Here is a 23,253-nt window from a genome sequence, read left to right on the forward strand (position 1 = left end):
TTCCATTAGCGGCACTTTTTGTCCTTATTTTCCCACGAATGCCCCAGAACGGGATCATTTCCTTGTGATTCAAAAAAATAGGGACATACATTGCCTCTATTTCTCTCAAATTGACGAATATCGCTGGAATAACGGCTTTTTTTGCCCTTAGTTTTTCCAGAAGTTTCTCAGACAACAAGATTTTTTGGCAAAGTTTTCTCCGCGCAAAACAAAAGAGTTCAGCCGATGTATCGGCGAACTCCTTTGTTGATCTTCGGCGGCATCCCGCCCTCCTGGGGCCCTTCGGTCCAAGTGTCATCGCGCTGGAAGGCCCCCCATCCTAAAATTAGACTGGGAGGGGCAGTTTTGATTGGAAAACCTAACTCAGAAAGCTTGAACGCTCTCCTTCTGATCCAGAATAACGGCGTTAACGCCGTTCAGGAAAGCCTGGCCGCTTGCTTTAATAATATCGGTGTCCATCGCCCGGCCGACATACGTCTTGCCTTGAAAATCAAGCTGGATATTCACGCGCCCTACCGCTTCCTTCCCCCGCGAAATACTGTTGATTTTATAATGCGTCAAATGAACGTCCAGACCGGTCAACGTTTTGATCGCCGTGTACAAAGCATCGATCGGTCCGTCCCCGACCGCGCTGCCCTTAAGCTCTTCCCCATTTTGCATAAGCACCACGGCCGCGGTTGGGCACAGATCATTCGTCACGACCTGGAACGACCGCAATTCAAACAGCCGGCTCCCGTGCTCCGCTTGTTCCCGTTGATCGTTCAGCAAGTAGTACAGATCGTGATCGTAAACCTCTTTTTTCGCGTCGGCCAGGGCCAGGAATTTTTGGAACACGATCTCAAAGGCGTCGGTATCGGACGTATCGAAGCCCAGCTTCGCGATCGCATGTTTGACTGCGTGTCTGCCGGAACGTGCGGTCAGCACCAATTCCATGCTTTCCGCCCCAACGTCTTCGGGTGACATGATTTCATACACTTGTTTATCCTTGAGCAATCCGTCTTGATGGATGCCTGAGGAATGGGCAAACGCGTTTTCACCCGTGATCGCCTTGTTGGCCTGCACGTCGAGCCCTGTCAAATGCGTCAATAGTCTCGACGTCCGGAGCAGTTCGGTCGTATCGATGTTCGTGCTGCAGCGGTACAGCGATTCCCTGACCTTCAGCGCCATGACTGTTTCCTCCAATGAGGTATTCCCCGCCCGTTCCCCCAGACCATTGATCGTGCACTCGATTTTTTCCGCGCCGTTTTTGACCGCGCTCAGGGTATTGGCCGTGGCCAACCCAAGGTCGTTGTGGCAATGTACGCTCAGTATGACCTTGTCGTTTAAGTTTTTCAATCGGTCATGGATTTTCCGGATCAGTTCGCCATACTCCTCCGGTATCGCATATCCCACCGTATCCGGAACGTTAATCATCGTGGCGCCGGCCCGTACGACCGCTTCGATCGTTTTCCACAAATACTCGAAGTCCGCCCGCGAGGCGTCCTCCGTCGAGTACTGCACCTGCGGCAGCAGCGTCTTGGCGTATTTGACCGCGTCGACGCCCATTTGCAGCACCGCCTCCTTGGAGCGGTTGAATTTTTTCTCCACATGCACGTTTGATGCGCCGAGCACGATATGGATCAGCGGGTCCTGCGCGATCCGGACGCTCTCATAAACGGCGTCAATATCGCTTTTCACCGCCCGGGCCAGCGCCGTGATGCCGACGCTGTCGCCCATGCTGCGGGCGATTTCCCGAACCGCCTGGAAATCCCCTTGCGACGAGGCCGGGAACCCGGCCTCGATAATATCTACACGGAGGCGCTTCAGCTGCTGGGCAAACTCCAATTTTTGCTGTACGTTCAACTTGGCCCCAGGGACCTGCTCACCGTCTCTTAAAGTCGTATCGAGCACGATAATTTTGCGGTTCATCTGAAATTCCTCCTTGATCATTCGGTTAATGGGTTATGCAATCTATGTGAAGCGGGGCTGATTAAACCCGGGCTTTAATCAACAAAAAAACCCCGTCTCTGCAATAGAGACGAGGTTTATCCCGCGGTACCACTCTAATTCATTTCACGCTCTGAAATGATCTCTTTCGATGGCCGACACCATCTATCCTTGTAACGGCGGAATCCCGGCTTACCCTACATATCAGGCAGCTGTTCATAGACGAGTTCAAAATGATGAGCGCTGCCGTTTCTCACCAACCAACGGCTCTCTGAAAGGTTCGATCATTTTTACTATTTCTAATCAACACATTTGCTCGTATGGAATTATAGGTAATTATATGCACCCCTGGGGCCATTGTCAACCGCCTTTTCTGGCCCGTTTGCGGAAATTGTGCATGCGCGGAGGGGCAGATGGCTTGTTAGTACATATACTGCATTAGATTTTAATTAACGCCAAGGAGATGGAACCCCTTGAAACGGAAAAAGAAAAAAGTCAAAGTCAAACAATTTATTCCCACTCAAATGAGTCAAAGTCCCCTCTCCCCCACCCTTTTTAATCCTGGGCCGCAATTGCCCGGTATTTTCGGGCCGTCGCAGCCGTCATCGGGCCCTCCCGCTTCGTCCGGCTTCGGCTCCTTATTTAAAGGTTTGGGCGGATTGGACGGCATTTTGGGCACCTTGGGCAAAGTTCAAAAGATGGTCGGGATGTTTCGGCAGTTTTACCCGCTTATTAAATTATTTTTCCCCAAAGCGGCGACGACAAGCGTAAGAAACAGCGGTATACCCCGCCGCCGGGCCGTAAAACAAAGAACTATCAACAAACGGAAGTGACTTCTGACCTGTCAGAAGTCACCCTTTTCTCTAAAAAACCCGTGTACGGAACACCTGCTGCCTTGATGTCCCGCACACGGGCGGTAAATCCTAAATCCCGTCATATGCGCTTTCCTGGTTTAAGTAGATTTAGATCCAGGCAGTCAAAACAATTACCAAAAGGATGAACAAAACGAGGATAACTCCGGTGCTCGTAAAACCGCCGCCTGCGAAACACGACATCAGTGAGGCCCTCCCTTCGTTTCAATCTACTTAAGCATATGACTTTAGCGGTACGTTGGATTGGTTATAAGTCCCGGAGCCGGAAAATAGGGCTGTTTCACAAAGCGGCGTTTAAGCATTCATCTATGGGTTCCAAGCCTGCTCGGACTGCACCTGAACGTGCATATGCCGTTCGGCCTCATTCCAGGGTACGGAATAGGACTGGCCCTTTGCGCAAAAGATCGAGGATGAGGTATAGGCCGGATCGGCGTTTTTATCGTAGTTTTTAAGGCGGATGACATCTCCGGGATTATGGCAGGCTTCATAACCGCCGAATTTCAGCGAGATGGAACCTTTGCCGTGCGTCATCGACGCCAAAACCGTACTATAATCCATAAAGGAGGCGACGGGAACGACGCCGGTGATCGTTGCGGAACTTCCCGTCAACTCAGGAGGATTGAACCGGCCATGAGCCTGCTGGATATCGGTCAGCACCTTGCCCAAATGCTCCGTGTCCACTTTGATTTTCACGTGGTATACCGGTTCAAGCAGTACGTTTTCCGCCTTTTCCAAGGCCTGTCTGATCGCCCGGAAGGACGCTTCCCGGAAGTCTCCCCCGCTGGTATGCCTGTTATGCGAACGGCCGGTAATCAATGTGATCCGCACGTCCGTGAGCGGCGAACCGGTCAAGAGCCCGTGATGCTCCTGCTCCAGCACATGCTGGCCGATCAGGTTCTGATAGCCCGCCGCCAGTTCGTCGGGATGGCATGCGTTCACGAACGCGACGCTGCTGTTTGGCCCCGTCGGCTCTAGCCGCAAATGCACCTCGGCGTAATGGCCGAGCGGCTCGAAATGCCCGCAGCCGTATACCGGCTTCGCGATCGTCTCTTTATAGAGAATTTCCGGCTGGCCGAAAGACACCTCAAAACCAAAGCGCTCCCGCACCACCTGCTGCAAAATTTCAAGCTGGACCTTGCCCATGACGTGAATATGCAGCTCCTGCAGATGCTCGTCCCAGCTTGTCCCTAAAGCCGGGTCTTCCGCATCCAGCATTTGAAACGCGCGGAGCACTTCTTTGATGTGCAGCGGGGGAGCGAACAGCACTTTGGATTGCAGGGTCGGCGCAAGCTCGAACGGGGCGGCGTCATGAATGGCGCCGACGCCTTGGCCGGGAAGCGCCGAGGTTAATCCGGTCACGGCAAACAGCTCGCCTGCACTAACCGAATCGGCTTGCGCGTAACGCTGCCCGTTAACCTTTTGGATCGCCGTAATTTTCTCCGCTTTGCGGGCTTCCCCCGTCCCGTATTCCACTTCGCCGCGCACCGCCAATACGCCCTGCAGCGCTTTAATGAACGTAATCCGCGCCCCTTGCCCGTCATGACGGATTTTATATACCCGCCCGGCAAAAGGGGGCCCATCGTCATAAGCGGCAACCGTCAGCTGATCCAGCCGCTCCAGAAAAACGTCGATGCCGAGATCCAGCAGCGCCGACCCTTTCAGGCACGGAAACACCTTCCTGCCGCGAATCAGGCGGATCAGATGGCCGGTCCATTCCTTGTCGTTCAGCGTCCCTTCGAAATAAGGTTCCAGCAGCGCATCGTCCCGTTCGGCGAGCCAGGCTTTCAGCGAATCCTCCCAATGGTCCGGGGTAAAGACGGCAACATCCAGCGCGTCACCGGTCAGCTGCCGGCGGATGTCCGCCAGTACGCGTTCCGGGTCGGCCCCCGTACGATCGATTTTATTGATGAAAAAAAACGTCGGAATACCGTAAGCGCGAAGGAGCTCCCATACCGTTTCCGTATGGCCCTCCACACCTTCCACCGCGCTGACGATAATGACGGCGTAGTCCAATACTTGCAAAGCGCGTTCCATTTCCGCCGAGAAATCGACGTGTCCGGGCGTGTCCAGCAAAAAATAAACGGAATTCCCGTACGTCATTTCCGCCTGATCGGCAAACACGGTGATGCCGCGCGCCTTTTCGATCTCATGGCCGTCCAAAAAGGCGTTGCGGTGATCCACTCTTCCCCGGCTGCGGATCGCCCGCGTGCGATACAACAACGCTTCGGCAAAAGTCGTTTTGCCTGCGTCGACATGGGCCAGCAGGCCGATCGTTTTGTTCAACGTGCATCCACCTCTGCTTTCGGAACCTGTCGTCCGTTCTATCTATTAGTTTTTAAAGCTGTGGATCGGCGCCGGAATGCGGCCGCCCCGCTCGATGAACGGCGCGCAGCCAAACGAGTTGACCGGCATGATCGGCGCATAGCCAAGCAAACCGCCGAATTCGACGATTTCGCCGACATCCTTGCCGATCACCGGAATGATGCGCACGGCGGTCGTCTTGTTGTTCACCATACCGATCGCCGCCTCGTCGGCGATAATGCCGGAGATCGTGGCTTTGCTCGTACTGCCGGGGATCGCGATCATATCCAGCCCGACGGAGCAGACGCACGTCATCGCCTCCAGTTTCTCCAGCGTCAGCGCGCCGCGCTGCACCGCTTCGATCATGCCGTGGTCCTCGCTGACCGGGATGAACGCCCCGCTGAGTCCGCCGACATAGGAGGAGGCCATTACCCCGCCCTTTTTCACGTTATCGTTCAATATCGCCAGCGCGGCCGTCGTGCCCGGCGCTCCCGCTTCCTCCAAGCCCATCGTCTGAAAAATTTCCGCGATGGAATCGCCGATTTCCGGCGTCGGCGCCAGCGACAGATCGATGATCCCGAAAGGCACGCCCAGCCGCTTAGACGCTTCCTGTGCGATCAATTGCCCGACCCGGGTCACTTTGAAGGCCGTCCGCTTGATCGTTTCGCACAACGTTTCGAAGTCTTTGCCCTTCACTTCCTTCAAAGCCCGCTTGACCACGCCCGGTCCGCTGACGCCGACGTTGATGACGCATTCTTGTTCGCCCACGCCGTGGAAAGCGCCGGCCATAAACGGGTTGTCCTCGACCGCGTTGCAGAACACGACCAGCTTGGCGCAGCCGATCGAGCCCCGGTCCACCGTTCGTTCGGCGGTGCGCACGATGATGTCGCCCATCAGCTTGACGGCATCCATATTGATGCCGCTGCGCGAGGAGCCGACATTTACCGAGGAGCACACCCGCTCCGTCACGGCCAGCGCTTCCGGAATGCTTTCGATCAGCAGGCGGTCGCCGGCCGTGAAGCCTTTTTGCACAAGCGCGGAAAAACCGCCGATGAAATTGACGCCCACCTCTTTGGCCGCTTTGTCGAGCGTTTCGGCGACCGGCACATATGTATCGGTTTTGATACCGCCTGCGGCGATCGAGATCGGCGTCACGGAAATCCGTTTATTGACGATCGGAACGCCAAACTGTTTTTCCAGATCCTCGCCGGTTTTGACCAGGTTCTCCGCGAGGCGGGTAATTTTGTCATAGATTTTCCGGTTGAATACATCCATGCTTTCATGAGCGCAGTCCATCAAACTGATGCCCATCGTAATCGTGCGCACGTCGAGATTCATTTCCCGGATCATCGAGTTCGTTTCCTGCACTTCCACGCGTGAAATCATGTTTTTCTCCCCTTCCCGTTCCTTAGATGCGATGCATGATATTGAAAATATCCTCATGCTGCAGCTTGATTTCCACGCCGATGGACGTCCCCAACTGCTGCAGGTCTTCGACGAGAAGCTCAAACGATTTCGACGGCGCCGAAATGTCCACGATCATCATCATGTTGAAATACCCTTGAATGATGGTCTGCGATATATCCAGAATGTTGACGTTATGATCCGCCAAATATGTACATACCTTCGCAATAATGCCGACTTTGTCCTTCCCGACAACCGTAATGATTCCTTTCATACGGCGTTCCCTCCTTTGATTTATGAATCCGCCGCTTCTGCGCCGGGTCCAACCGCTTAACCGCTTCGCTTATTATGGCAAAAGATAGCGGAATCTTCAATGAAAAAATCCGCAAAAAAACTCCCCCTGACGGGCTTTCGCGGATGGTTGCAAACACCAAGCTGCTCTTCTCCGCACAGGGGCGCGAGCTCCATTATGAGTTGATGACGGTCGCTCCCTATATTATTTTGATGGAGTTGCAGGAGCATTTAAAAAACGGCCGCCACAAAACGGTGATCAACACCTCGTCCGCCGTGACAAATATGGCGAAGCCGTTCGATGCGGATTCGCCGGACCGCCCGAAAACGTTCCGCAAGCTGTTGGGTTCTTACGCCACTTCCAAGCTGGCATTGTCGCTTTGGACGCAGGCCGCAGCTCCGGAGTTCGCCAAGGAAGGAATCAAAATCCGCAGCGTCGACCCAGGCAGCAACAACACCGCGCGAAAAAGCAAAAAATCCGGTTTGCCATGGTATGTGAAACCGATGATGAAGCTGTTTTTCCAGCCGCCGTCTTACGGGGCAGGGCGGTTGTACGACGGAGCGTTTGGACCATACCGCGATCTTGCCGGCGTGTATTTGGAAAAAGGCCAAGTTAAAGAATTAAATTACACCGAATTCGCGCAACAGGTGCTGAACAAGGTCAAAACGGTTTATGAGCGGGAATATCTTAAAAGTGAATGAAGACCGGCTAACAGAGCAAGCCTCCTTTTCCATTCCCGGATCAGGAGGCTTGCTTAACACGCTTAATAGGCGGTCCATCCGGCATCCGCGGTGATGACGGTGCCGTTCACAAAGCTGGAATCGTCGGAAGCGAGGAACAACGCCACTTTGGCGATTTCCTCGGCGCTGCCTAATCGCGGATTAATAGCCATGCCAAGCTGTTGTCTGGAAGCGCCAAACGGATTGATATTGGTCATCGAAGCCCCGATATTCGTTTCCACGCCGCCCGGAGCGATCGCATTGCAGCGGATGCCTTTTTGAGCGTACATGAACCCGGTGTTTTTGGTAAATCCAATCACGGCATGTTTGGAAGCGGTGTACGCCGCGCCTGCACGTGCTCCGTACAACCCTCCGGCGGAAGCAACGTTGACGATCACGCCGCTTTCCTTTTCCAAGAAGATCGGCAGCACTTTCCGGGTTGCACGCATTACGCTTGTCGTATTGACGGCAAACACCCGCTCCCACTGCTCATCCGTGATGTCGCCGGCCGGCTCGAAATTATCCATGATCCCCGCATTGTTCACCAAAATATCAACCGTGCCGAAAGCTTTAACGGCCGCATCCACCAACTGCTGGATGTCTTCTTCCACAGTGACGTTTGTTTTCACCGCTTGAGCCGTCCCGCCTGCGGCTGTAATCCGTTCAACCGTGGCGTTCGCGCCCTCCAAATTCAAATCCGAGACCATGACCTTGGCGCCTTCTTTGGCAAACAGCAGTGCGATTTCTCTGCCCATTCCCGATGCGGCTCCCGTTACGATGACTGCTTTGTTCTCCAATTTCAAAGCGCGTTTCCTCCAATCGTACTATTAAAATTTTAAATGTTTTCAATCATTATTATGATACCCATTCCATGGGCATTTCCATCAGCAAAAAAGAGACTTGCTCCTTCGCGGAGCAAATCTCTTCTTCATTTCTATTATGGAGTTTTAAAAAGTTTGCCATGAAATTGCTCAAGCCTGGCCAGGTACTGCTTGTTCAGCAAAGCAAACAGAACGGCGTCAACAAATTGATTTTTCTCGAAGAAACATTCCTTCAAATAGCCCTCTTCATGAAAACCGATCTTCTCGAGCAGGTATCTGGAACGAATATTGTCCGGGTCGATAAAGGCTTCAATCCGGTTTAAGCCCAAATCCTCAAAGCCAAAGCGCAAAATTTCCTGCAGCACCTCGCTCATCACGCCCTGTCGCCAATATTCCGGATCCAGCTCGTAGCCGATTTCCGCCTTATAGTGCTCTTGAGACCAGTTATGGAAGCCGCATGTACCGATGACCCGGTCCCCTTCCGATTTGACCGTGATCGCCCAGCGAAACCCGCGGCGCTCCAAATACCGGATGTTCCAGTTTTGGATCAGCTCTTCGGCCTGCCGGAGACTATCAAACCGATCCAAGTCGTAATATTTCGTAACCTCGTCATTGGAAAAATACTGGAACAAATCCCCGGCATCTTCCGCGGTCAATTTGCGCAAAATAAATCTTTCCGTCTCCAGCTGGGGGAACAGCTTCACGGCAACCGCTCCTTTCCTATAACATTGCATCGTATAATATTATAGGTGAGAAGCCTTGCCAATTGAAAGAGTCAAATCATTCGGCCTGGTCAATCACTAGTTTAATGCCGATGCCGAACGGATCGGTAAGTCTGATTTCCCGCCCTTGCTCGTCCCGTTCATAGGCCGCTTTGGCATTCGCCAACCGGCTTTCCACGGCCCCTAGGGCCGCAAGGTCCGGCAGCACCGCCGCGAAATAACGCAGCCCGACCGCGTCCTCCGGCGACGGGGGAGCTCCGACGCCGGCCCAGGTATTCAGGCCGATATGATGATGGTATCCGCCGGCGGACACAAACAGCGCCGCCCCGCCGTAATGGGCGGTAATTTCAAAGCCGAGAATTTGGCAGTAAAACCGCTCCGCCTCGCGCAAATCGCCGACATGAAAATGAACATGGCCGATCTGCGTTGCCGGCGGAAGTCCCCTCCACTCGGCTCCTTCCGAAACGGCAAGCAAACCATCCACGTCCACCGGATCAGTCGACATGATATATTCGCCGCTTTCGTCACGCCGCCAGGTGTCGCGCGGCCGATCGGCGTAGATTTCAATGCCGTTTTGGTCCGGATCGTTTAAATATAACGCTTCGCTCACCAGGTGATCCCCCTGTCCAACGGGAATTCGGTATTTGATCAGATTGCGCAGCGCCAAGCCAAGCGCGGTCCGATCCGGTACCAGGATCGCGAAATGGTACAGCCCGGAAACCGACCGTTCCGGCATAACCCGATACTGCCCGTTAGCTTCCAGGTACAACAGCGGTGTTTTCCCGTCGGCCGTGAGTTCGGCTACGTTTCCGTTTTGCTTCAGTACGCTCAGGCCGATCACTTCCCGATAAAAGGCCACCGACCGGTCCAGATCGCGAACTTTAAGATAGACGCTGCCGATCCGGGCAGCGGGATGAATGGATACGTGCTCAGACAAAATGTAAATTCCTCCTATACGCAAAGATTGGTGTGGATACGAAATGCTCTATTTCATGCAATATAGTGTAACCGGTTTGGTTACATGATAGTTATGTAATCAGTATAGTTACAGGTGAACCGTGTGTCAACGAATACTTGCCGGTTTTGGCTGCGCATATAAAAAACGTCTGCCAGCGTATTTTCAAAGAAGCCAGGCCGTTTAGCGGTAGTTTTTCTTGCGTTGATAACGTTCGTGTCTCGGTGTTCCTGCCTGCTGCCTACCTTTGCACGATTATCCCCTTCGTTAAGGAGCAGGGATTGGGGCCAGAGCAAGGGTTCCAAAAAAAGCGTGAAGAAAAAGAAAGGGGGGAAAAATGAGGCGGTTTAGGTGAGATTTTCGGCTTGATAAGGGAACGTGTGTTTGGTATAATGAAATAAATGGAACTAATGTTCGTATATTCTTAATTCGGGGGAGAGTAAACATGGAGATCAATGCGGGCACGGAACTTCAATCATTCAGCAGCCGTTTTAACAGCGAGCAGGACTGCATGGAAGCGCTAATCGCGATGAAGTGGCCCAGCGGCTTTGTCTGCCCGCGCTGCGCTCACACCCGGTGCAGCCGTCTGACCTCCCGGCATATCCCCTTGTTCGAGTGCGGAAAGTGCAAGCATCAAACATCGCCTTTGGTCGGCACGATTTTTGAAGGAACGCATCTCCCCTTGGTGAAGTGGTTCCAGGCCCTGGAGTTATTCCTGCTTGAGGGCGGCATCTCAGCGCTGCGGCTGCGCAAGGAGATCCGTGTCGCCTACAAAACCGCCTGGTTAGTGCTGCACAAAATACGTCATGCCGTGGGGGAGTTCGATGCCCGGGAGCTGCTCTCCGGAGACGTGAAGGTGAACAGCGATCAGTATGGGCGTAATCCGTCCCGGTGTCAGCTTTCGCATCCGTACGCCTCGGCGGTCGTAGCGGGATGCACGGTCACGGAGTCGGGCGAGCCGGAGCAGGTTAAAATCCGCCTGGTGCCGTATAAGCGGGGAGACGGGAAAATGGCAAACCGTCACGATCTAACCGCTTTTATTAGCGGGCATGTGGATGTCCGTACATCGGCGGTACAGCTGTTCCCTCAGGCCTTTCGGCTGTATACGCCCTTGCGGAGAGTGGTGAGAGAGGCGTGGGAATCGCTGAAGAGTACGTATGGAGCCTTGGGACTGAAGCATCTGCAGGCGTACCTGAACGAGTACACCGGGCGCCGCCGTCTGCGCCTGCCCGGAGGACTGCCCAGAGCGGAAGAAACGATGCGGCAGAAGTTTCTGCAAATGTGTGTGGCGATTCCGGCGATTCCTTACCGCCGGCTGATCGCGCGCCAACCGTACCAGCCCCTTGCGGCTGCGGCCTGATCGTGGCGCTTGAACGTTTCAGACGTTACTGCAAACGGATCCAGGCTGCAGCAAGATCCCGGTCTTTTCATTTTTTTTCGGTGTCTTGCCCCATCCCTCTCGTCAGGTCTGCTTCACTTCTCCTAAACCTCCTTCTCCCAAACCTATCTATTGATCTAGAACAGGTCTGCTTCTCAAAAACATATCTACCGATCCCAAAAGTATCCTTTCCCCAATATATCTCTTTCTCCTGAATTTATCTTCTTCGCTGCTTCCTGATCAAACGGGATAATCGTGCAAAGCGTCGGACAGCGGATGTTGATTCAGTTTGCACTTACACCACCGGCGTTTTTGCGGAAATATCCTCGACGATATCCTGCAGCGTCACGGCTTCCAACGTTTTCTCCAACGCTTTTTGCGCCATGGAGAAGATCGGCTCGATCGCAGACTGAATATTTCGGCCGACCGGGCAATCCGGGTTGGGGTGATCGTGTACCGCAAACAACCCGTCCTCCTCCACGACATGCACCGCGCGGTAAATATCGAGCAGCGTAATGTCGCACAGCTTGCGGGATAGCTTGGTGCCGGCCACGCCGGGGCGAACTTCCACCAGCCCGGCTTTATTCAACATGCTCATAATACGGCGAATAACGACCGGATTCGTATTCACGCTGCCGGAGATATACTCCGATGTACTAACCCCGTCCTTATTGATTTCAAGCAGGGACAAAATGTGAATGGCCACGGAAAATCTGGAGCTGATCGTCAAGCGTGTATCCCCCTTTTCAAGCATCAGTAACAATATTAGTTACAAATTGACCGGGGTGTCAATAATCATAGTCATTGATTTTTCAACAAAGCATGGATAACGGCATAGCTGATCAAACTGCGGTCCCGATATACGCCGGACACTGCATCCGGATGTTCGCCGAGAATGCCTTTTTGCAGGATCGCCGCCCCAAAGCCCCTCTCGCGGGCGCCGTTAAACGTAAAGGTTACGCAATGTTCCGCAGCAAAACCGCAGACGACGACAAAGTCGGTTTCCTTATCCCGCAGCAGCTGCTCCAAATCGGTTTTCCAAAAGGCGTTGTTCCATTCCTTCGAAATGCGGAGATCCGAATCGTCAAGCCTAATTTCCGGAGTCACCTCAAATCCGGGCGAATGCTCGCCCATTTCCGTATCCTGCACCACCACGACCGGTCTGCCGGTGTCCCGGAACAAGTCGGCCACGGCGTTAATATACTCGCTAGCTACGGACAGCTCGCTTTGCAGCCGCGGACCGCTCAAAAGGCCCTTCTGCATGTCGATGATTAATAAAGCCGGTTTCATTGGCGTGCCTCCTCGTCAAACGCTCATTTTGGGGTCAATCATTCCTTTCATTATACACACTTCCGGGCCCAAGATTAAGCCTTGCCATAACATCCTTCTCGTCTCTGGCGAAAAATAACGGCCAACCTATTGACCCTCACATTAGTGTCAGGGTTTATAATGAATCCGGAAGGCAGGTGAGGTTAGGTTTTATGAAAATTGGAGAATTGTCGAAGGCGACCGGCGTCAGCATCCGTTCCCTTAGATATTACGAGGAGCAAGGGCTGATCACCTCAAAGCGGCTAAACAACGGATATCGCGATTATCACAGCTTGACCGCCGAGCAGGTAAAAACGATTCAGTTTTATTTGAGCCTCGGCCTGACCACGCAGGAAATCGCCGGTTTTCTGCAATGCGTAATGACAAGCAAAGAAGCGTTTTGCCGGGAGATTATGCCGGTGTACCGCAGCAAGCTGAAGGAGATTACCGAGCAAATTGAGCTGCTGCAAACGATCAAGTCAAATCTGGAAGAACGGATTCACTACATTTTAGAAGAAAATCCCGAAATGGAGATGATGGAATATGACGATCAGACGGATCGCCGATGCTAACGAATTCAACCGGGAAAGTGCGGCCGCGGAATTGGTGCTCGCCGACTTTGACGCTCCGTGGTGCCCTCCGTGCAAGGTGCTCTCACCGATTCTGGAAGAGCTGCACGAGGAATTTCAAGGAGCCGTTCCCCTGCTTCAAGTAAACTGCGACGATCATCCGGAACTGGCATCGCAATACGGAGTCATGTCGATGCCTACGGTTATCTTCTTCCGCGGCGGAGAGCCGGTGGAGAAGCTGATCGGCTTAAGACCCAAAGACGCGTACCGGGAACTGATCCACAAATACCGTGGGGACGCGGGCCAGGTACAGTAAACGACAAACCAACCGCAAAAAGCTGCCGCCCTGCTCCCTCGTTCAAGAAGGGGCAAGGCGGCAGCTTTTTATCCGTAGGCGGCCAGATCAGGGATTTGTTTGGCTTGCTCGATGAACGGACCTTCCAATAAGTTGTTAAACGCCAAATGCGTAGCCCGCAAACTGAGCAGCCGATCCCCCGGCTTCAGGCCGAATTGCTCCCACGTCCCGGGCGGCAGCGTAAAATAGCGGTTACAGTTCAAATGAACCCAACAGAATGTCCGTTCTTTAAACGTAATCGTCTCCCCCTCGGGAACGGCAAGTTGCCGAAGTTGGGGAATGCTGGCGAAGACGGCCGCCAGCGGCGAATTTGCGATCATTTCCTTGCATACCACGCTGAAGCCCCGGACCGTGTTGCGTCCCGTCATTAAAATGATCTGGGAATCCGGTTGAATACCATACTCCTGCAGGGCTTGATCCGGCAGGTAAAACGATCCGTCGGCAAGTATTTTGCTCCACGCGTAAAAATACTTCCCGGACTTGGCAGTTACTGCCATACTCTCATCCCCCGAGCTAAATAATGATCGTTTGGTTTACGCTAAAATCATCTCGCATGCAGGGCATCTGGAGATATGATATTCATCACGCTTCCGGCAGCTTGTCTACCTTTTGGGCGATGTACAGCCGGTAAGCTTTGATCACGATAATTTTAAGCGTCATATAAAGCGGTATGGCCAGGATCATGCCCAGGATGCCCATGAAATCGCCGGCGATCAACAACAGCACGATCGTGGTTAGCGGATGAATGTTGATCGTTTTCCCGTAAATATACGGAGAAATCAAATTACCTTCGATCTGTTGGGCGGCAACGACGATGATGATGACCCAAAGCACCATTGACGGCGAAACGGTAAACGCGACGATAACGCAAGGGATGGCGCCGAGCAGCGCGCCAAAATAAGGAATAAAGTTAAACAGGGCCATGACGATGGCCAGCAGCAGCGGGTACGGCAAACCGATCAGCCAAAAGCCGATGAAACCCATAACGGCCAGCAGCATGGCGCTGATCATCCGGCCGGCGATGAACCCCTTCAGCATATTGTCGACCTCATGGATCACCTGCTCGCCGTCGATCCGGTAACGGACCGGAAGCATCCGCACCAAAGAAGGCGTTACCCTATCGTCTTGTTTCAGCATGTAATACAGAAAAATCGGCACGGTCCCCACGATGATCACAAAATTGTTCAAAAAGCTAAATACATGCGATACGTATCCGCTGACCGTATTCAACGCGGAATTGAGGTATTCGGTCACCTTGTTCATCACTTCCGGACTGCCTTCGCTTGTAACAAACGAAAAATACCGGCTGCGGCGGATTTCGTTCATTTGCTCCTGCAAGCTGGCCATGAGTTTCGGAACGTTGTTCATAAACTCGAACAGCTGCTTTTGCAGCGGCGGCCAAACGACCATAAAAAAGATCGTAACCACTCCGGCAAAAAGAAGGTAGATCAACAGAATCGACAGCACCCGGTTCCATTTTTTCCGCTCCAGAAATTGCACGATTGGGCGCAGCAAATAGTAAAGGAACCCGGAAATCGTCAAGGGGACGATAAGAATCTGCACCAGGGTGACGAAAGGATTAAAAATGAAACTGACCTTGGACAGCAAATAAATGATCGTCAGCAGCATGATAATCCCCAGCGAAGTGCGATAAAAAGGATGTTGCATCATAGAAGTTGTCCCCTCCTCTCTTGTGGGAAGATCGTGCGTACACGGCCAATCTCATTCCTCCGCCAACGTATCCCATGCGGCATCGAGAAGCGAATCAAACCATTCGTCATCCTCTTCGATTCTTGTGTCTACAGCCATGAACTGCTCTTCAATGCCGGGTTCGCTCGCATAATGCAGGCTGTAATCCCAATCTCCCCCGTCCTTGCTGTAAAAGGCGATTTCATATCCCGCTTTATGGGAGCTTACTTGAAAGACGGTTTTGCCGATGTAGGATCCGTCCTCCTGTTTCTTCATTTGGGCTTCCACAATCGTTAATTCTTCCATCATTTGTACTCCTTTACCCGGATTCGCATTTTTTGTCTTGTGTAATGCCTGTACAACCTTACTGCAATATCGTACCATGTTTTATGGCAAGATCAATATCGGTATTCGGTACAACAAGAGTAAAGGTGGATTCCATGTCTAAACGCAAAAAAAACATGCTGTCTCCCGCAAAAGTGCTGACCTTCGGATTTGCGCTCACGATCACGATCGGCGCTTTTCTCCTTTCGCTGGGACCGGCTTCGGCCGGAGGCAAAAAACTGGGGCTGACGGACGCCTTTTTTACGGCGACCTCGGCCACCTGTGTAACCGGACTGGCCGTTGTGGATACGGGAACGCAGTTTTCGCTGTTCGGTCAAATCGTGATCCTGCTGCTGGTCCAGATCGGAGGTTTAGGTTTTACGACCATCGGCACGCTGATCTCGCTCGCTTTTAATCGCCGCATTTCCTTGCGCGACCGTCTCGTTCTGCAGGAAACGCTGAACTACAATGCGATCGGAGGACTGCTGCAGTTAATCATTAAAATTTGCGTCTATACCTTCAGCATCGAGTTCGTCGGCGCGCTGCTCCTGGCCGCGAGATTTTTTCGGGACATGCCTTTGGGCCAGGCCCTCTACTTTGGCGTGTTTCACAGTGTGTCGATCTTTAACAACGCCGGGTTTGATTTGTTCGGAAAAATCCACGGCCCGTTCAGCGGGCTGGCGGAATACGCCGGCGATCCGTTTGTCAATATCGTCGTTATGGCGCTCATTGTTCTTGGCGGAATCGGCTTTATCGTCATTTCCGACTTGGTCAGCTACCGCCGTACGCGCCGGCTGACCCTGCATTCCAAGGTCGTGCTGACCATGACTCTGATCCTGACGGTGGTCGGGGCGCTGACTATGCTCGCCATCGAATCCTCCAATCCGCATACGCTGCAGCCGATGAGCTGGACGAACCGGACCATGGCCGCCTTTTTTCATTCCGTCAGTGCGAGATCCGGGGGGCTCAGCACCGTCAGCGTGTCGGATATGGAGCAGTCCAGCCAATTTTTGCTTATTCTGCTGATGTTCATCGGCGCGGCGCCGGGTTCTACGGGCGGCGGAATCAAGGTGACGGTATTCGCCATTTTGCTGGGAGCCATTTACGCCATGATTCGCGGCAAGGAAGATATCGTCTTTTTCCGCGAGCGTTTATCCAAAGAATCGATCATCAAAGCGATCACCCAAACCTGGCTGGCCATGTTTCTCGTCGTTTTTGTGGGGATGGCGCTCTCCGCGCTGGAAGACCATGCCTTTTTGCCGCTGCTGTTCGAGGCGACGTCCGCATTTGCGACCGCCGGCTTAAGCCTGGACTTAACCCCCGAGCTCAGAAACATCAGCAAATGGATTCTTTGCGCCGTTATGTTCCTGGGACGGATCGGGCCGCTTACGCTCGCATATGCGTTCACGTCGAAATCGAAAAAAGAGCTGCTGCGTTACCCCGAAGGGAAAATAATTATCGGCTAAAGCGGCCTGGGACCCGGTTTATTACTAAAATCTTGAAGAATGATGTATGATAAAACAATAACCAAATTGTAAAAAACGGAGGCTAATCCATGTCAGATTTTCAAACAAAATTGGAAAAATACGCTGAGCTGGCCGTAAAGGTCGGCGTAAACATTCAACAAGGCCAAACTTTGATCATCAACTGTGCGATCGATTCCGCCGAGCTGGTGCGGCTGATCGTGAAGAAAGCCTATGAAACCGGGGCCCGGTTCGTCAAAGTCAACTGGAGTGACGACACGGTTACCCGCCTGAGATACGATATGGCTGCTGAGGAATCTTTCCTGGACGAACCGAAATGGTATGCGGGAGAGATGCTCGAGTACGTGGAAAACGGCGCTGCCGTCCTGCATGTCATGTCCTCGGACCCCGATTTGCTCAGCGGCGTGTCCACACAGCGGTTAACCAATCACCAGAAAACTTACGGCAAGGCGATGAGCAAATATCGGGAAATGCAAATGTCCGATAAATTCAGCTGGTCGATCGTTGCCGTCCCTTCCAAGGCCTGGGCGGCCAAAGTGTTCCCGGATCTTCCCGCGGAGCAGCAGATCGACGCGCTTTGGGAAGCCATTTTCCGCACCGTCCGTCTGGACCGTCTTGATCCGATCGCGGCCTGGGAAGAGCATATCGCCAATCTGAAGCAGAAGTCCAATTATTTAAACGCCAAAAAATATAAGAAGCTTCATTACATAGCTCCCGGGACCGATCTGACGATCGAGCTGCCGGAAGGCCATCTCTGGGTTGCCGCCGAAAGCATTAACGCCAAAGGGCATACGTTTTTGGCCAACCTGCCCACCGAGGAAGTGTTCACCGCTCCGCTGAAAACCGGCGTCAACGGAACCGTGTCCAGCACCAAGCCGTTAAGCTATCGCGGCACGATCGTGGACCGCTTTTCGCTGACGTTCGAAAACGGCCGGATCGTCGATTACAAGGCGGAAGTCGGCCAGGACGTATTGAAGCAGCTGGTCGAACTGGACGAAGGCTCCCATTATCTGGGCGAGGTGGCCTTGGTGCCGCACAGCTCCCCGATTTCTCAGTCCGGCATTCTGTTTTACAACACGCTGTTCGACGAAAATGCCTCCAATCATTTGGCGATCGGCAACGCGTATGCCTTCAATCTGGAGGGCGGAAAATCGATGTCCAAGGAAGAGCTGGAGCAGCGCGGCCTGAATTCCAGCTTGGCGCACGAAGACTTTATGGTCGGCTCGGCCGAGATGGACATTTTCGGGATTGCGGAGGACGGCAAGGAAGAACCGATTTTCGCCAAAGGCAACTGGGCTTTTTGATTGATCACCGCCAATAAGTACAAAGCAGCCGCCACCTGGAATCGGATTCCGGATGACGGCTGCTTTTTTTTGTGCGAAACGCTACCCGTTGCTTTCGGCCGATACGGCGGCGGCCAGCGCGCTGCCCCGGCTTCGCTGAATGAACACGGCGAAGATGCTCAGCAGCGCGAGCAGCATCAGAAAGCCGGCCAGCAGCCAGGACGAGGCGTAAGCACCGCCCAGATCCATCGTTTTCCCCATGATCAACGGCAGAACGGCTCCCCCTACTCCCCCGGATGCGATCAGCAGGCTTGGCGTCGACTCCTCGGCTCCGACCAGCAGCTTATTGGCAAATACGAGCGCGATCGAAAACAGCCCGGACATAAACAGACCAAACAGCAATATGAGGATATATGTAACGACCTTCCCCCCGGTCAAGGAAAACAGCGCAATCAGCGCAAAGCTGACGATGCAGCTCCAGAGCACATAACGGCTGTAGGAGATTTTTTCTGCAATGATGCCGGCGACCAGACGGCCGCAGGTCATCGCGATCCAAAACAGCGTGACGCTGAACGCCGCAGTTGGTTTATCAAGCCCCAGCTTCTCGATCAGCAGCGACGGCAGGAAGTTGACGAAGCTCATTTCGGTGCCGACGTAAAAAAAGAAAAACACGATAAATACGGCGAGCAGCAGTCCCCGGGCCCCCTGGTACTGCTTCAGCCATCCTCCCTTCTTATCCTGCCGCTTCCCTTTGGCATACAGCGCGCCGCGGAATTCGCCGAAGTTTCCCCTGCCCCAGGCAAACAGCATGATAAACGCCAAACCGGCCACGACCAGGAACGAAAACCGCCACGCCTCCGCGCGGATGAAAAATCCCGCGGCCACCGGCATCAACAGCGCGCCCAGCCCGAAAAACACCTCCAGCCGGCTCATGGCGACCGCAGTGCCTTCCGTCACCGCAACGAGAATGATCGTGCCGATCACCGCCTCGATCATCCCGAATCCAAACCCCGCCACGGCCCCGATGGCGTACATCCATTCCCAAGGCGGCAGCAGCGAATAGCAAACCTCCGCAGTGCAAAGCATCCCCGTGGCAATCAACAGTCCGTAAATTTTACCGAATTTGGCCAGCAGCAGCGGCGAAACCAGCACGCCGACCAAAAATCCGGCGAATTGAGCAAAAATAAGGCTGCCTCCCGCGCTGTAATCTTTGCCGTATTGTTCCAGCAGATTAGGCATCAAAGAGCCGACGACGACATGAGCTAGGCCGATCAGCAGGTATGACCAGCATCCCAGCCAGATTAATCTTTTCATGTTCTCTCCCTCCGTGCATTACGATGCTCTCCCCGCCCCGAACCTTACGGAGCAGGTTATATTTTTGACACACCCTTTCTATTGTAATCGATTCCCTTAGGCAGCGTCATCCGTATCACGAACAAATGACAAGTTTGTTTTATTTATGGAAAATAGTACCTAATCATTGGTTGATAGAGTAAAATGAATAGAGCATCCGAATGACTAGAGCATCCGATAGAGTTACCATAGAATCGTTTTTAGCGGAGATGAGAGGGAACGCATGCCAAACCGGTTGCAGTGCCTGCTGTCCGCCAATTATTCGGAGTTGGACGAGGACGAGCAAAAACAAGTGTACGAAGCATTTTATGAATGGGTATACGGCACCATCTATCTTATTGTCAAGGATCATCAGGCCACGGAGGACATCATCCAGGAGGCCTTCCTGAAGGTTATGCTGAAGAAGCCCGTCTTTAAGGCGGAAGCGAGCTTGCGGGCTTGGCTAAGGACAGTATCCCGCAATATGGCGATCACCTATCTGCGCAAGAACAAAAAGTATATGCAAAATTTGGAGCAGACATCCGCCATCGGCGAGTTGGCTGCCGCCTCCTGGAAAGACGGCTCCGTCGAGGACTCGGTAGAGACGAAGCTGATGGAAGAAGCGATCGTTACGTATTTGCGCCGCTTGAAGCCGGAGTACCGCATCATGGTCGAATACCGCTGGCGGCTGGGGTTAAGCTACAGGGAAATCGCCGATAAGCTGGGCGTTTGCGAAAATATCGTCCGGCAGCGGCTGTTCCGCACCCGGGAAGGCATCAAGAAAAAGCTATATAACGAATGGGAAAGAAGCCGGCATACGTAAACGGAACCAAAACGAGGCTGCCCCTTTAGGTCAAGTTGACCTAAGGGGCAGCCTTCTGTATGTTATGCGCCGGCCTCTTCCAGCGGCTGAAGCTGCTGCCGGATTAATTTGACGCGTGAAATTCTCTTGTTGTCGGTTTCTTCCACCACATAAACAAATTCGCCGTATTCCACGGTTTGGCCCACCTGCGGCGGCAAAATCTCGATCCGGGAATAAAGCCACCCGCCAATCGTATCGTAATCGTCGGAGTCGAGTTCCAGACCAAACCGGTCATTGATCGATTCGATCAGCATGAGTCCGTCCACGGAATAGACGCCCGGTTCAACCTGCTCGATTCCGGGACGTTCCTCGTCGAACTCATCTTGAATTTCGCCGACGATTTCTTCGACGATATCTTCAAGCGTCACCATGCCGGAGGTTCCCCCGTATTCGTCGATCAAGATGGCGATCTGCGTTCTTCCCCGCTGCATCCGTTTCATCAAATCGCTGATCTGGATGGATTCCGGGACCGCCATGATCGGCCGGATCAGGTCGCGCAAATTCCGGGTATTCGAGCGGATCAAATCTTTAATATGGATAAATCCGATAATATGGTCCTTATCCCGATGACATACGGGATATCGGGTTCTTGTGCCTTCCAAGGCGATTTCCAGGTTTTCCTCCAGCGAATGCTGGGTATAAAGGCAAATCATTTCGGTCCGGGGAATCATAATTTCCCGCGCCGTCGTATCGGCGAATTCAAAAATGTTGTCTACAAGCGACATCTCCGTGCTGTCGATCAAGCCGCTTTCGCTGCTTTCCTTCATCATGACCCGGATTTCTTCCTCCGTATGCACGGAGTCCTGCCCCGAAACCGGCGAAATCTTAAACAGACGCAAGAGGCCGGACGACAGATGGTTCAGAATCCAAATGAACGGATACATGATACGGTAAAACAGCAGCATCGGCCAGGCAAACCATAATGTGATGGTTTCCGCCTTGCGGACGGCGATCGTTTTCGGGGAGAGCTCTCCCAGAACGATGTGCAAGACGGCGATGAGAATAAAAGCAACCGTTAACGAGATGAGATAAACCGGCCTTTCGCCCAGACCCGTCAGTTCAAACAGCGGGCTTAGCAGCCGGGCCACAACCGGCTCGCCCAGCCACCCCAGCCCCAGCGAGCTGAGCGTGATGCCCACCTGGCACGCCGATAAGTAACCGTCCAGATGATCCAAATGCCTTTTTACGATCGCGGCTCTCCTTCGCCCTTCCTCCACCATCGCGTCAATGCGGGAGCTTCGGACCTTGACGATCGCAAATTCGGCGGACACGAAAAATCCGTTCAGCAATACCAGCAGCACCATCAGTCCTACATGCAGAAGACTCGGTAAAGGGTCACTCAATACGTTTCCTATTCCCGCCTATCCAGCGGTGAATAGGTGCACCTCCTTCGCGGTATGGAATTGTACATCATTTTGTATTTTTCATCTATATGGAGCAGCGTCAACTTCCCAATGGATTCATCTCCCTTTCAGCATATTTCGGCATAAACCATGATTACTATTAATTATATTATTATACACTACACAGTCAAACGCTTCGGTATGACACCGCTACCGGCGCGCCGGCCGCAAAAATGAAAAGAACCCCCTTTCGCGAGGGGGCCCTAATCTCATCTTGTAGGCGGCGGGGCGCCGATGGTGCCGGGATATTGATAATACAAAGGTTCATCAAACGTGGCAAAGTCAAGGTTGACCATGAGCAAAATGATCCGCCGGCCGGTGGCCGGTTCGCTGATAATGATATGGTCGCGGCCGGCGGCTTCGAGAACGCCTTTAAATATTTTGGCATTCCATTCCCGGTTGTTTTCGTATGTCATATAAAAGGTGCCGACTTTCCCCAGATTCAGGCGTAAAATATTTTCAATGTAGGATTGCTCAAACGTCGGAATGGCCGAAGGCACTACCGTGCCGCCGGGCGTCATCGGACTGCCGCTCGGCACTTGCGGCGGGACGACTGCCCCGCCTCCCATCGGAGCCGCAAAACCCGCCCCCCCGGTTTGGGCCGGAGCGGTGTTGTAGCCGGCGGGATAGGCAGCCGGCCGGTAAGACTGGGTAAACATGTATCGATTCCTCCTCAATTTACTTGCTTAGGTTTCACTTTCTTAGCCGTGCCTAAGTACGCTTAATAAACGCCCGGGCAATTTTGCGCGCTGGGGGCAAAGAAGCAATGCGATTTGAAACGCCCGGTATTCTGCTGATTGTACCAGGTCCCCGGGCAATTGCCGGCGGGCCTGAAGAACCACAGCGCATTGGACGCTGGCCGTATCCGCTCTCCGCCTATCACCCTCCGGGCTAAACGGATATCCCGATCGCGGGCCCTTTGGTAGAAGTATCCTTTTTGCGTCGCTTCAAAGCCGCCCGGGGATTGAAACACCATTTGCTTCATTAGGCGTATATTCTGAAAATCAAGGCAATTGCCCAGTATCCGGTTAACGCCTACGTTCCCAACCATCAGCATCCCTTGCTCCCCCTCGCCTTCCGCTTCCGCGCGCATAAGGCGCGCCAGCAGCTTGACGTCTTCCGAGTTTGTTTTAATGACCGCCAATCCCGTCCCTCCTTCCTCCCTACTTGACGCTATATTGTATGTGCGAATGCCTATCCGGGTGTCTAATCCCCTAAAAACAGCCTTGTCAATAGCTGCAAGCGGATTCATCT

General features: G+C 53.2%; 24 protein-coding genes and 1 other annotated feature. Of the genes, 7 read left to right on the forward strand and 17 right to left on the reverse strand.

All coding sequences use genetic code 11. The features are described from left to right. Nucleotides 1–363: 363 nt before the first annotated feature. From NYE74_RS19865 to NYE74_RS19885, 5 genes are all read right to left on the reverse strand, one after another. Nucleotides 364–1,908: a 2-isopropylmalate synthase gene (locus tag NYE74_RS19865; protein ID WP_341005134.1), complete on the reverse strand. Its 1,545-nt coding sequence runs from the start codon at nucleotides 1,906–1,908 to the stop codon at nucleotides 364–366. A 102-nt stretch (nucleotides 1,909–2,010) separates the two neighbouring features. Beyond that, nucleotides 2,011–2,242 (reverse strand) — a binding site (T-box leader). A 646-nt stretch (nucleotides 2,243–2,888) separates the two neighbouring features. Beyond that, nucleotides 2,889–2,981, reverse strand: a complete 93-nt coding sequence (locus NYE74_RS19870; RefSeq protein ID WP_082207775.1) for a sporulation protein YjcZ — start codon at nucleotides 2,979–2,981, stop codon at nucleotides 2,889–2,891. 123 nt (nucleotides 2,982–3,104) lie between these two features. Continuing rightward, nucleotides 3,105–5,081 carry a translation factor GTPase family protein gene (locus NYE74_RS19875; protein WP_341005135.1) on the reverse strand — a complete coding sequence of 659 codons (1,977 nt, stop codon included), beginning with the start codon at nucleotides 5,079–5,081 and terminating at the stop codon, nucleotides 3,105–3,107. Nucleotides 5,082–5,126: 45 nt separating this feature from the next. Further along, nucleotides 5,127–6,482: a PFL family protein gene (locus NYE74_RS19880; protein WP_270618778.1), complete on the reverse strand. Its 1,356-nt coding sequence runs from the start codon at nucleotides 6,480–6,482 to the stop codon at nucleotides 5,127–5,129. Nucleotides 6,483–6,507: 25 nt separating this feature from the next. Further along, a complete protein-coding gene (locus NYE74_RS19885) occupies nucleotides 6,508–6,777 on the reverse strand; it encodes an ACT domain-containing protein (protein WP_036622993.1) in 270 nt (89 codons plus the stop codon). Between the two features lie 143 nt (nucleotides 6,778–6,920). Here NYE74_RS19885 and NYE74_RS19890 point away from each other — a divergent pair, with 143 nt between their 5' ends. Then, nucleotides 6,921–7,496: a short-chain dehydrogenase gene (locus NYE74_RS19890; RefSeq protein WP_124332127.1), complete on the forward strand. Its 576-nt coding sequence runs from the start codon at nucleotides 6,921–6,923 to the stop codon at nucleotides 7,494–7,496. Nucleotides 7,497–7,558: 62 nt separating this feature from the next. Here the strand turns inward: NYE74_RS19890 and NYE74_RS19895 are convergent, their stop codons facing one another. From NYE74_RS19895 to NYE74_RS19905, 3 genes are all read right to left on the reverse strand, one after another. Beyond that, nucleotides 7,559–8,317 (reverse strand): SDR family oxidoreductase, encoded by a 759-nt coding sequence (locus NYE74_RS19895; protein WP_155620114.1) that lies wholly within the window; start codon nucleotides 8,315–8,317, stop codon nucleotides 7,559–7,561. Between the two features lie 134 nt (nucleotides 8,318–8,451). Beyond that, entirely contained in the window at nucleotides 8,452–9,039 is a 588-nt protein-coding gene (locus tag NYE74_RS19900) for a GNAT family N-acetyltransferase (protein ID WP_172531694.1), read from the reverse strand. Nucleotides 9,040–9,115: 76 nt separating this feature from the next. Beyond that, the gene (locus tag NYE74_RS19905; protein ID WP_036622996.1) at nucleotides 9,116–9,994 is read right to left on the reverse strand and encodes a VOC family protein; all 879 of its coding nucleotides are present in this window, start codon (nucleotides 9,992–9,994) and stop codon (nucleotides 9,116–9,118) included. 463 nt (nucleotides 9,995–10,457) lie between these two features. On the opposite strand from NYE74_RS19905, the gene NYE74_RS19910 reads away from it, so the two are divergent. Then, the gene (locus NYE74_RS19910) at nucleotides 10,458–11,372 is read left to right on the forward strand and encodes an IS1595 family transposase (RefSeq protein ID WP_341005136.1); all 915 of its coding nucleotides are present in this window, start codon (nucleotides 10,458–10,460) and stop codon (nucleotides 11,370–11,372) included. Nucleotides 11,373–11,685: 313 nt separating this feature from the next. Here NYE74_RS19910 and NYE74_RS19915 read toward each other — a convergent pair whose 3' ends face one another. Both NYE74_RS19915 and NYE74_RS19920 read right to left on the reverse strand, forming a co-directional pair. Continuing rightward, a complete protein-coding gene (locus tag NYE74_RS19915) occupies nucleotides 11,686–12,120 on the reverse strand; it encodes an Rrf2 family transcriptional regulator (RefSeq protein ID WP_036623003.1) in 435 nt (144 codons plus the stop codon). Nucleotides 12,121–12,191: 71 nt separating this feature from the next. After that, nucleotides 12,192–12,680, reverse strand: coding sequence for a cysteine hydrolase family protein (locus NYE74_RS19920; RefSeq protein WP_326043636.1), 489 nt, complete (start codon nucleotides 12,678–12,680; stop codon nucleotides 12,192–12,194). A 191-nt stretch (nucleotides 12,681–12,871) separates the two neighbouring features. Here NYE74_RS19920 and NYE74_RS19925 point away from each other — a divergent pair, with 191 nt between their 5' ends. Both NYE74_RS19925 and trxA read left to right on the forward strand, forming a co-directional pair. Further along, complete coding sequence (locus tag NYE74_RS19925; RefSeq protein WP_326043635.1) at nucleotides 12,872–13,270, forward strand: MerR family transcriptional regulator; 399 nt, start codon at nucleotides 12,872–12,874, stop codon at nucleotides 13,268–13,270. Further along, a complete protein-coding gene (trxA, locus tag NYE74_RS19930; protein WP_326043634.1) occupies nucleotides 13,242–13,583 on the forward strand; it encodes a thioredoxin in 342 nt (113 codons plus the stop codon). Before NYE74_RS19925 ends, trxA begins: the two co-directional genes overlap by 29 nt. A 68-nt stretch (nucleotides 13,584–13,651) precedes the next feature. Here trxA and NYE74_RS19935 read toward each other — a convergent pair whose 3' ends face one another. The 3 genes from NYE74_RS19935 to NYE74_RS19945 all read right to left on the reverse strand — a co-directional run bounded on the left by NYE74_RS19935 (nucleotide 13,652) and on the right by NYE74_RS19945 (nucleotide 15,617). Continuing rightward, complete coding sequence (locus tag NYE74_RS19935) at nucleotides 13,652–14,119, reverse strand: hypothetical protein (RefSeq protein ID WP_326043633.1); 468 nt, start codon at nucleotides 14,117–14,119, stop codon at nucleotides 13,652–13,654. An 85-nt stretch (nucleotides 14,120–14,204) separates the two neighbouring features. Then, nucleotides 14,205–15,293: an AI-2E family transporter gene (locus NYE74_RS19940; RefSeq protein ID WP_036623011.1), complete on the reverse strand. Its 1,089-nt coding sequence runs from the start codon at nucleotides 15,291–15,293 to the stop codon at nucleotides 14,205–14,207. A 51-nt stretch (nucleotides 15,294–15,344) separates the two neighbouring features. After that, nucleotides 15,345–15,617 (reverse strand): hypothetical protein, encoded by a 273-nt coding sequence (locus NYE74_RS19945; RefSeq protein WP_341005138.1) that lies wholly within the window; start codon nucleotides 15,615–15,617, stop codon nucleotides 15,345–15,347. A 134-nt stretch (nucleotides 15,618–15,751) separates the two neighbouring features. Between NYE74_RS19945 and NYE74_RS19950 the strand changes: the two genes are divergently transcribed. Both NYE74_RS19950 and NYE74_RS19955 read left to right on the forward strand, forming a co-directional pair. Further along, on the forward strand, nucleotides 15,752–17,101 hold the full coding sequence (locus tag NYE74_RS19950; protein WP_036623013.1) for a TrkH family potassium uptake protein: 1,350 nt from the start codon (nucleotides 15,752–15,754) through the stop codon (nucleotides 17,099–17,101). 89 nt (nucleotides 17,102–17,190) lie between these two features. After that, nucleotides 17,191–18,423 carry an aminopeptidase gene (locus NYE74_RS19955; protein ID WP_036623015.1) on the forward strand — a complete coding sequence of 411 codons (1,233 nt, stop codon included), beginning with the start codon at nucleotides 17,191–17,193 and terminating at the stop codon, nucleotides 18,421–18,423. An 81-nt stretch (nucleotides 18,424–18,504) separates the two neighbouring features. On the opposite strand, the gene NYE74_RS19960 is transcribed toward NYE74_RS19955, so the two are convergent. Beyond that, a complete protein-coding gene (locus NYE74_RS19960) occupies nucleotides 18,505–19,716 on the reverse strand; it encodes an MFS transporter (RefSeq protein ID WP_036623017.1) in 1,212 nt (403 codons plus the stop codon). Nucleotides 19,717–19,978: 262 nt separating this feature from the next. On the opposite strand from NYE74_RS19960, the gene NYE74_RS19965 reads away from it, so the two are divergent. Continuing rightward, nucleotides 19,979–20,557 (forward strand): RNA polymerase sigma factor, encoded by a 579-nt coding sequence (locus NYE74_RS19965; protein WP_036623019.1) that lies wholly within the window; start codon nucleotides 19,979–19,981, stop codon nucleotides 20,555–20,557. A gap of 62 nt (nucleotides 20,558–20,619) precedes the next feature. Here the strand turns inward: NYE74_RS19965 and NYE74_RS19970 are convergent, their stop codons facing one another. The 3 genes from NYE74_RS19970 to NYE74_RS19980 all read right to left on the reverse strand — a co-directional run bounded on the left by NYE74_RS19970 (nucleotide 20,620) and on the right by NYE74_RS19980 (nucleotide 23,143). Beyond that, nucleotides 20,620–21,939: a hemolysin family protein gene (locus NYE74_RS19970; protein WP_036623021.1), complete on the reverse strand. Its 1,320-nt coding sequence runs from the start codon at nucleotides 21,937–21,939 to the stop codon at nucleotides 20,620–20,622. A gap of 269 nt (nucleotides 21,940–22,208) precedes the next feature. Then, a complete protein-coding gene (gene gerQ / locus NYE74_RS19975; protein WP_036623022.1) occupies nucleotides 22,209–22,658 on the reverse strand; it encodes a spore coat protein GerQ in 450 nt (149 codons plus the stop codon). A gap of 62 nt (nucleotides 22,659–22,720) precedes the next feature. Then, nucleotides 22,721–23,143, reverse strand: coding sequence for a cell wall hydrolase (locus tag NYE74_RS19980; RefSeq protein WP_341005139.1), 423 nt, complete (start codon nucleotides 23,141–23,143; stop codon nucleotides 22,721–22,723). Nucleotides 23,144–23,253: the final 110 nt, after the last annotated feature.

Source organism: Paenibacillus sp. FSL P4-0127, assembly GCF_038007325.1.
Classification (GTDB): Bacteria; Bacillota; Bacilli; order Paenibacillales; family Paenibacillaceae; genus Fontibacillus; species Fontibacillus macerans.

Excerpts from the sequence above, each read along its gene's own strand:
- gerQ (WP_036623022.1), bottom strand. The coding sequence starts at position 22,658 with ATGTTTACCCAGTCTTACCGGCCGGCTGCCTATCCCGCCGGCTACAAC.
- NYE74_RS19935 (WP_326043633.1), bottom strand. The coding sequence starts at position 14,119 with ATGGCAGTAACTGCCAAGTCCGGGAAGTATTTTTACGCGTGGAGCAAA.
- NYE74_RS19870 (WP_082207775.1), bottom strand. The coding sequence starts at position 2,981 with ATGTCGTGTTTCGCAGGCGGCGGTTTTACGAGCACCGGAGTTATCCTC.
- NYE74_RS19910 (WP_341005136.1), top strand. The coding sequence starts at position 10,458 with ATGGAGATCAATGCGGGCACGGAACTTCAATCATTCAGCAGCCGTTTT.
- NYE74_RS19920 (WP_326043636.1), bottom strand. The coding sequence starts at position 12,680 with ATGAAACCGGCTTTATTAATCATCGACATGCAGAAGGGCCTTTTGAGC.
- NYE74_RS19940 (WP_036623011.1), bottom strand. The coding sequence starts at position 15,293 with ATGATGCAACATCCTTTTTATCGCACTTCGCTGGGGATTATCATGCTG.
- trxA (WP_326043634.1), top strand. The coding sequence starts at position 13,242 with ATGACGATCAGACGGATCGCCGATGCTAACGAATTCAACCGGGAAAGT.
- NYE74_RS19890 (WP_124332127.1), top strand. The coding sequence starts at position 6,921 with ATGGTTGCAAACACCAAGCTGCTCTTCTCCGCACAGGGGCGCGAGCTC.
- NYE74_RS19955 (WP_036623015.1), top strand. The coding sequence starts at position 17,191 with ATGTCAGATTTTCAAACAAAATTGGAAAAATACGCTGAGCTGGCCGTA.
- NYE74_RS19945 (WP_341005138.1), bottom strand. The coding sequence starts at position 15,617 with ATGGAAGAATTAACGATTGTGGAAGCCCAAATGAAGAAACAGGAGGAC.
- NYE74_RS19925 (WP_326043635.1), top strand. The coding sequence starts at position 12,872 with ATGAAAATTGGAGAATTGTCGAAGGCGACCGGCGTCAGCATCCGTTCC.
- NYE74_RS19960 (WP_036623017.1), bottom strand. The coding sequence starts at position 19,716 with ATGAAAAGATTAATCTGGCTGGGATGCTGGTCATACCTGCTGATCGGC.
- NYE74_RS19865 (WP_341005134.1), bottom strand. The coding sequence starts at position 1,908 with ATGAACCGCAAAATTATCGTGCTCGATACGACTTTAAGAGACGGTGAG.
- NYE74_RS19885 (WP_036622993.1), bottom strand. The coding sequence starts at position 6,777 with ATGAAAGGAATCATTACGGTTGTCGGGAAGGACAAAGTCGGCATTATT.
- NYE74_RS19950 (WP_036623013.1), top strand. The coding sequence starts at position 15,752 with ATGTCTAAACGCAAAAAAAACATGCTGTCTCCCGCAAAAGTGCTGACC.
- NYE74_RS19965 (WP_036623019.1), top strand. The coding sequence starts at position 19,979 with ATGCCAAACCGGTTGCAGTGCCTGCTGTCCGCCAATTATTCGGAGTTG.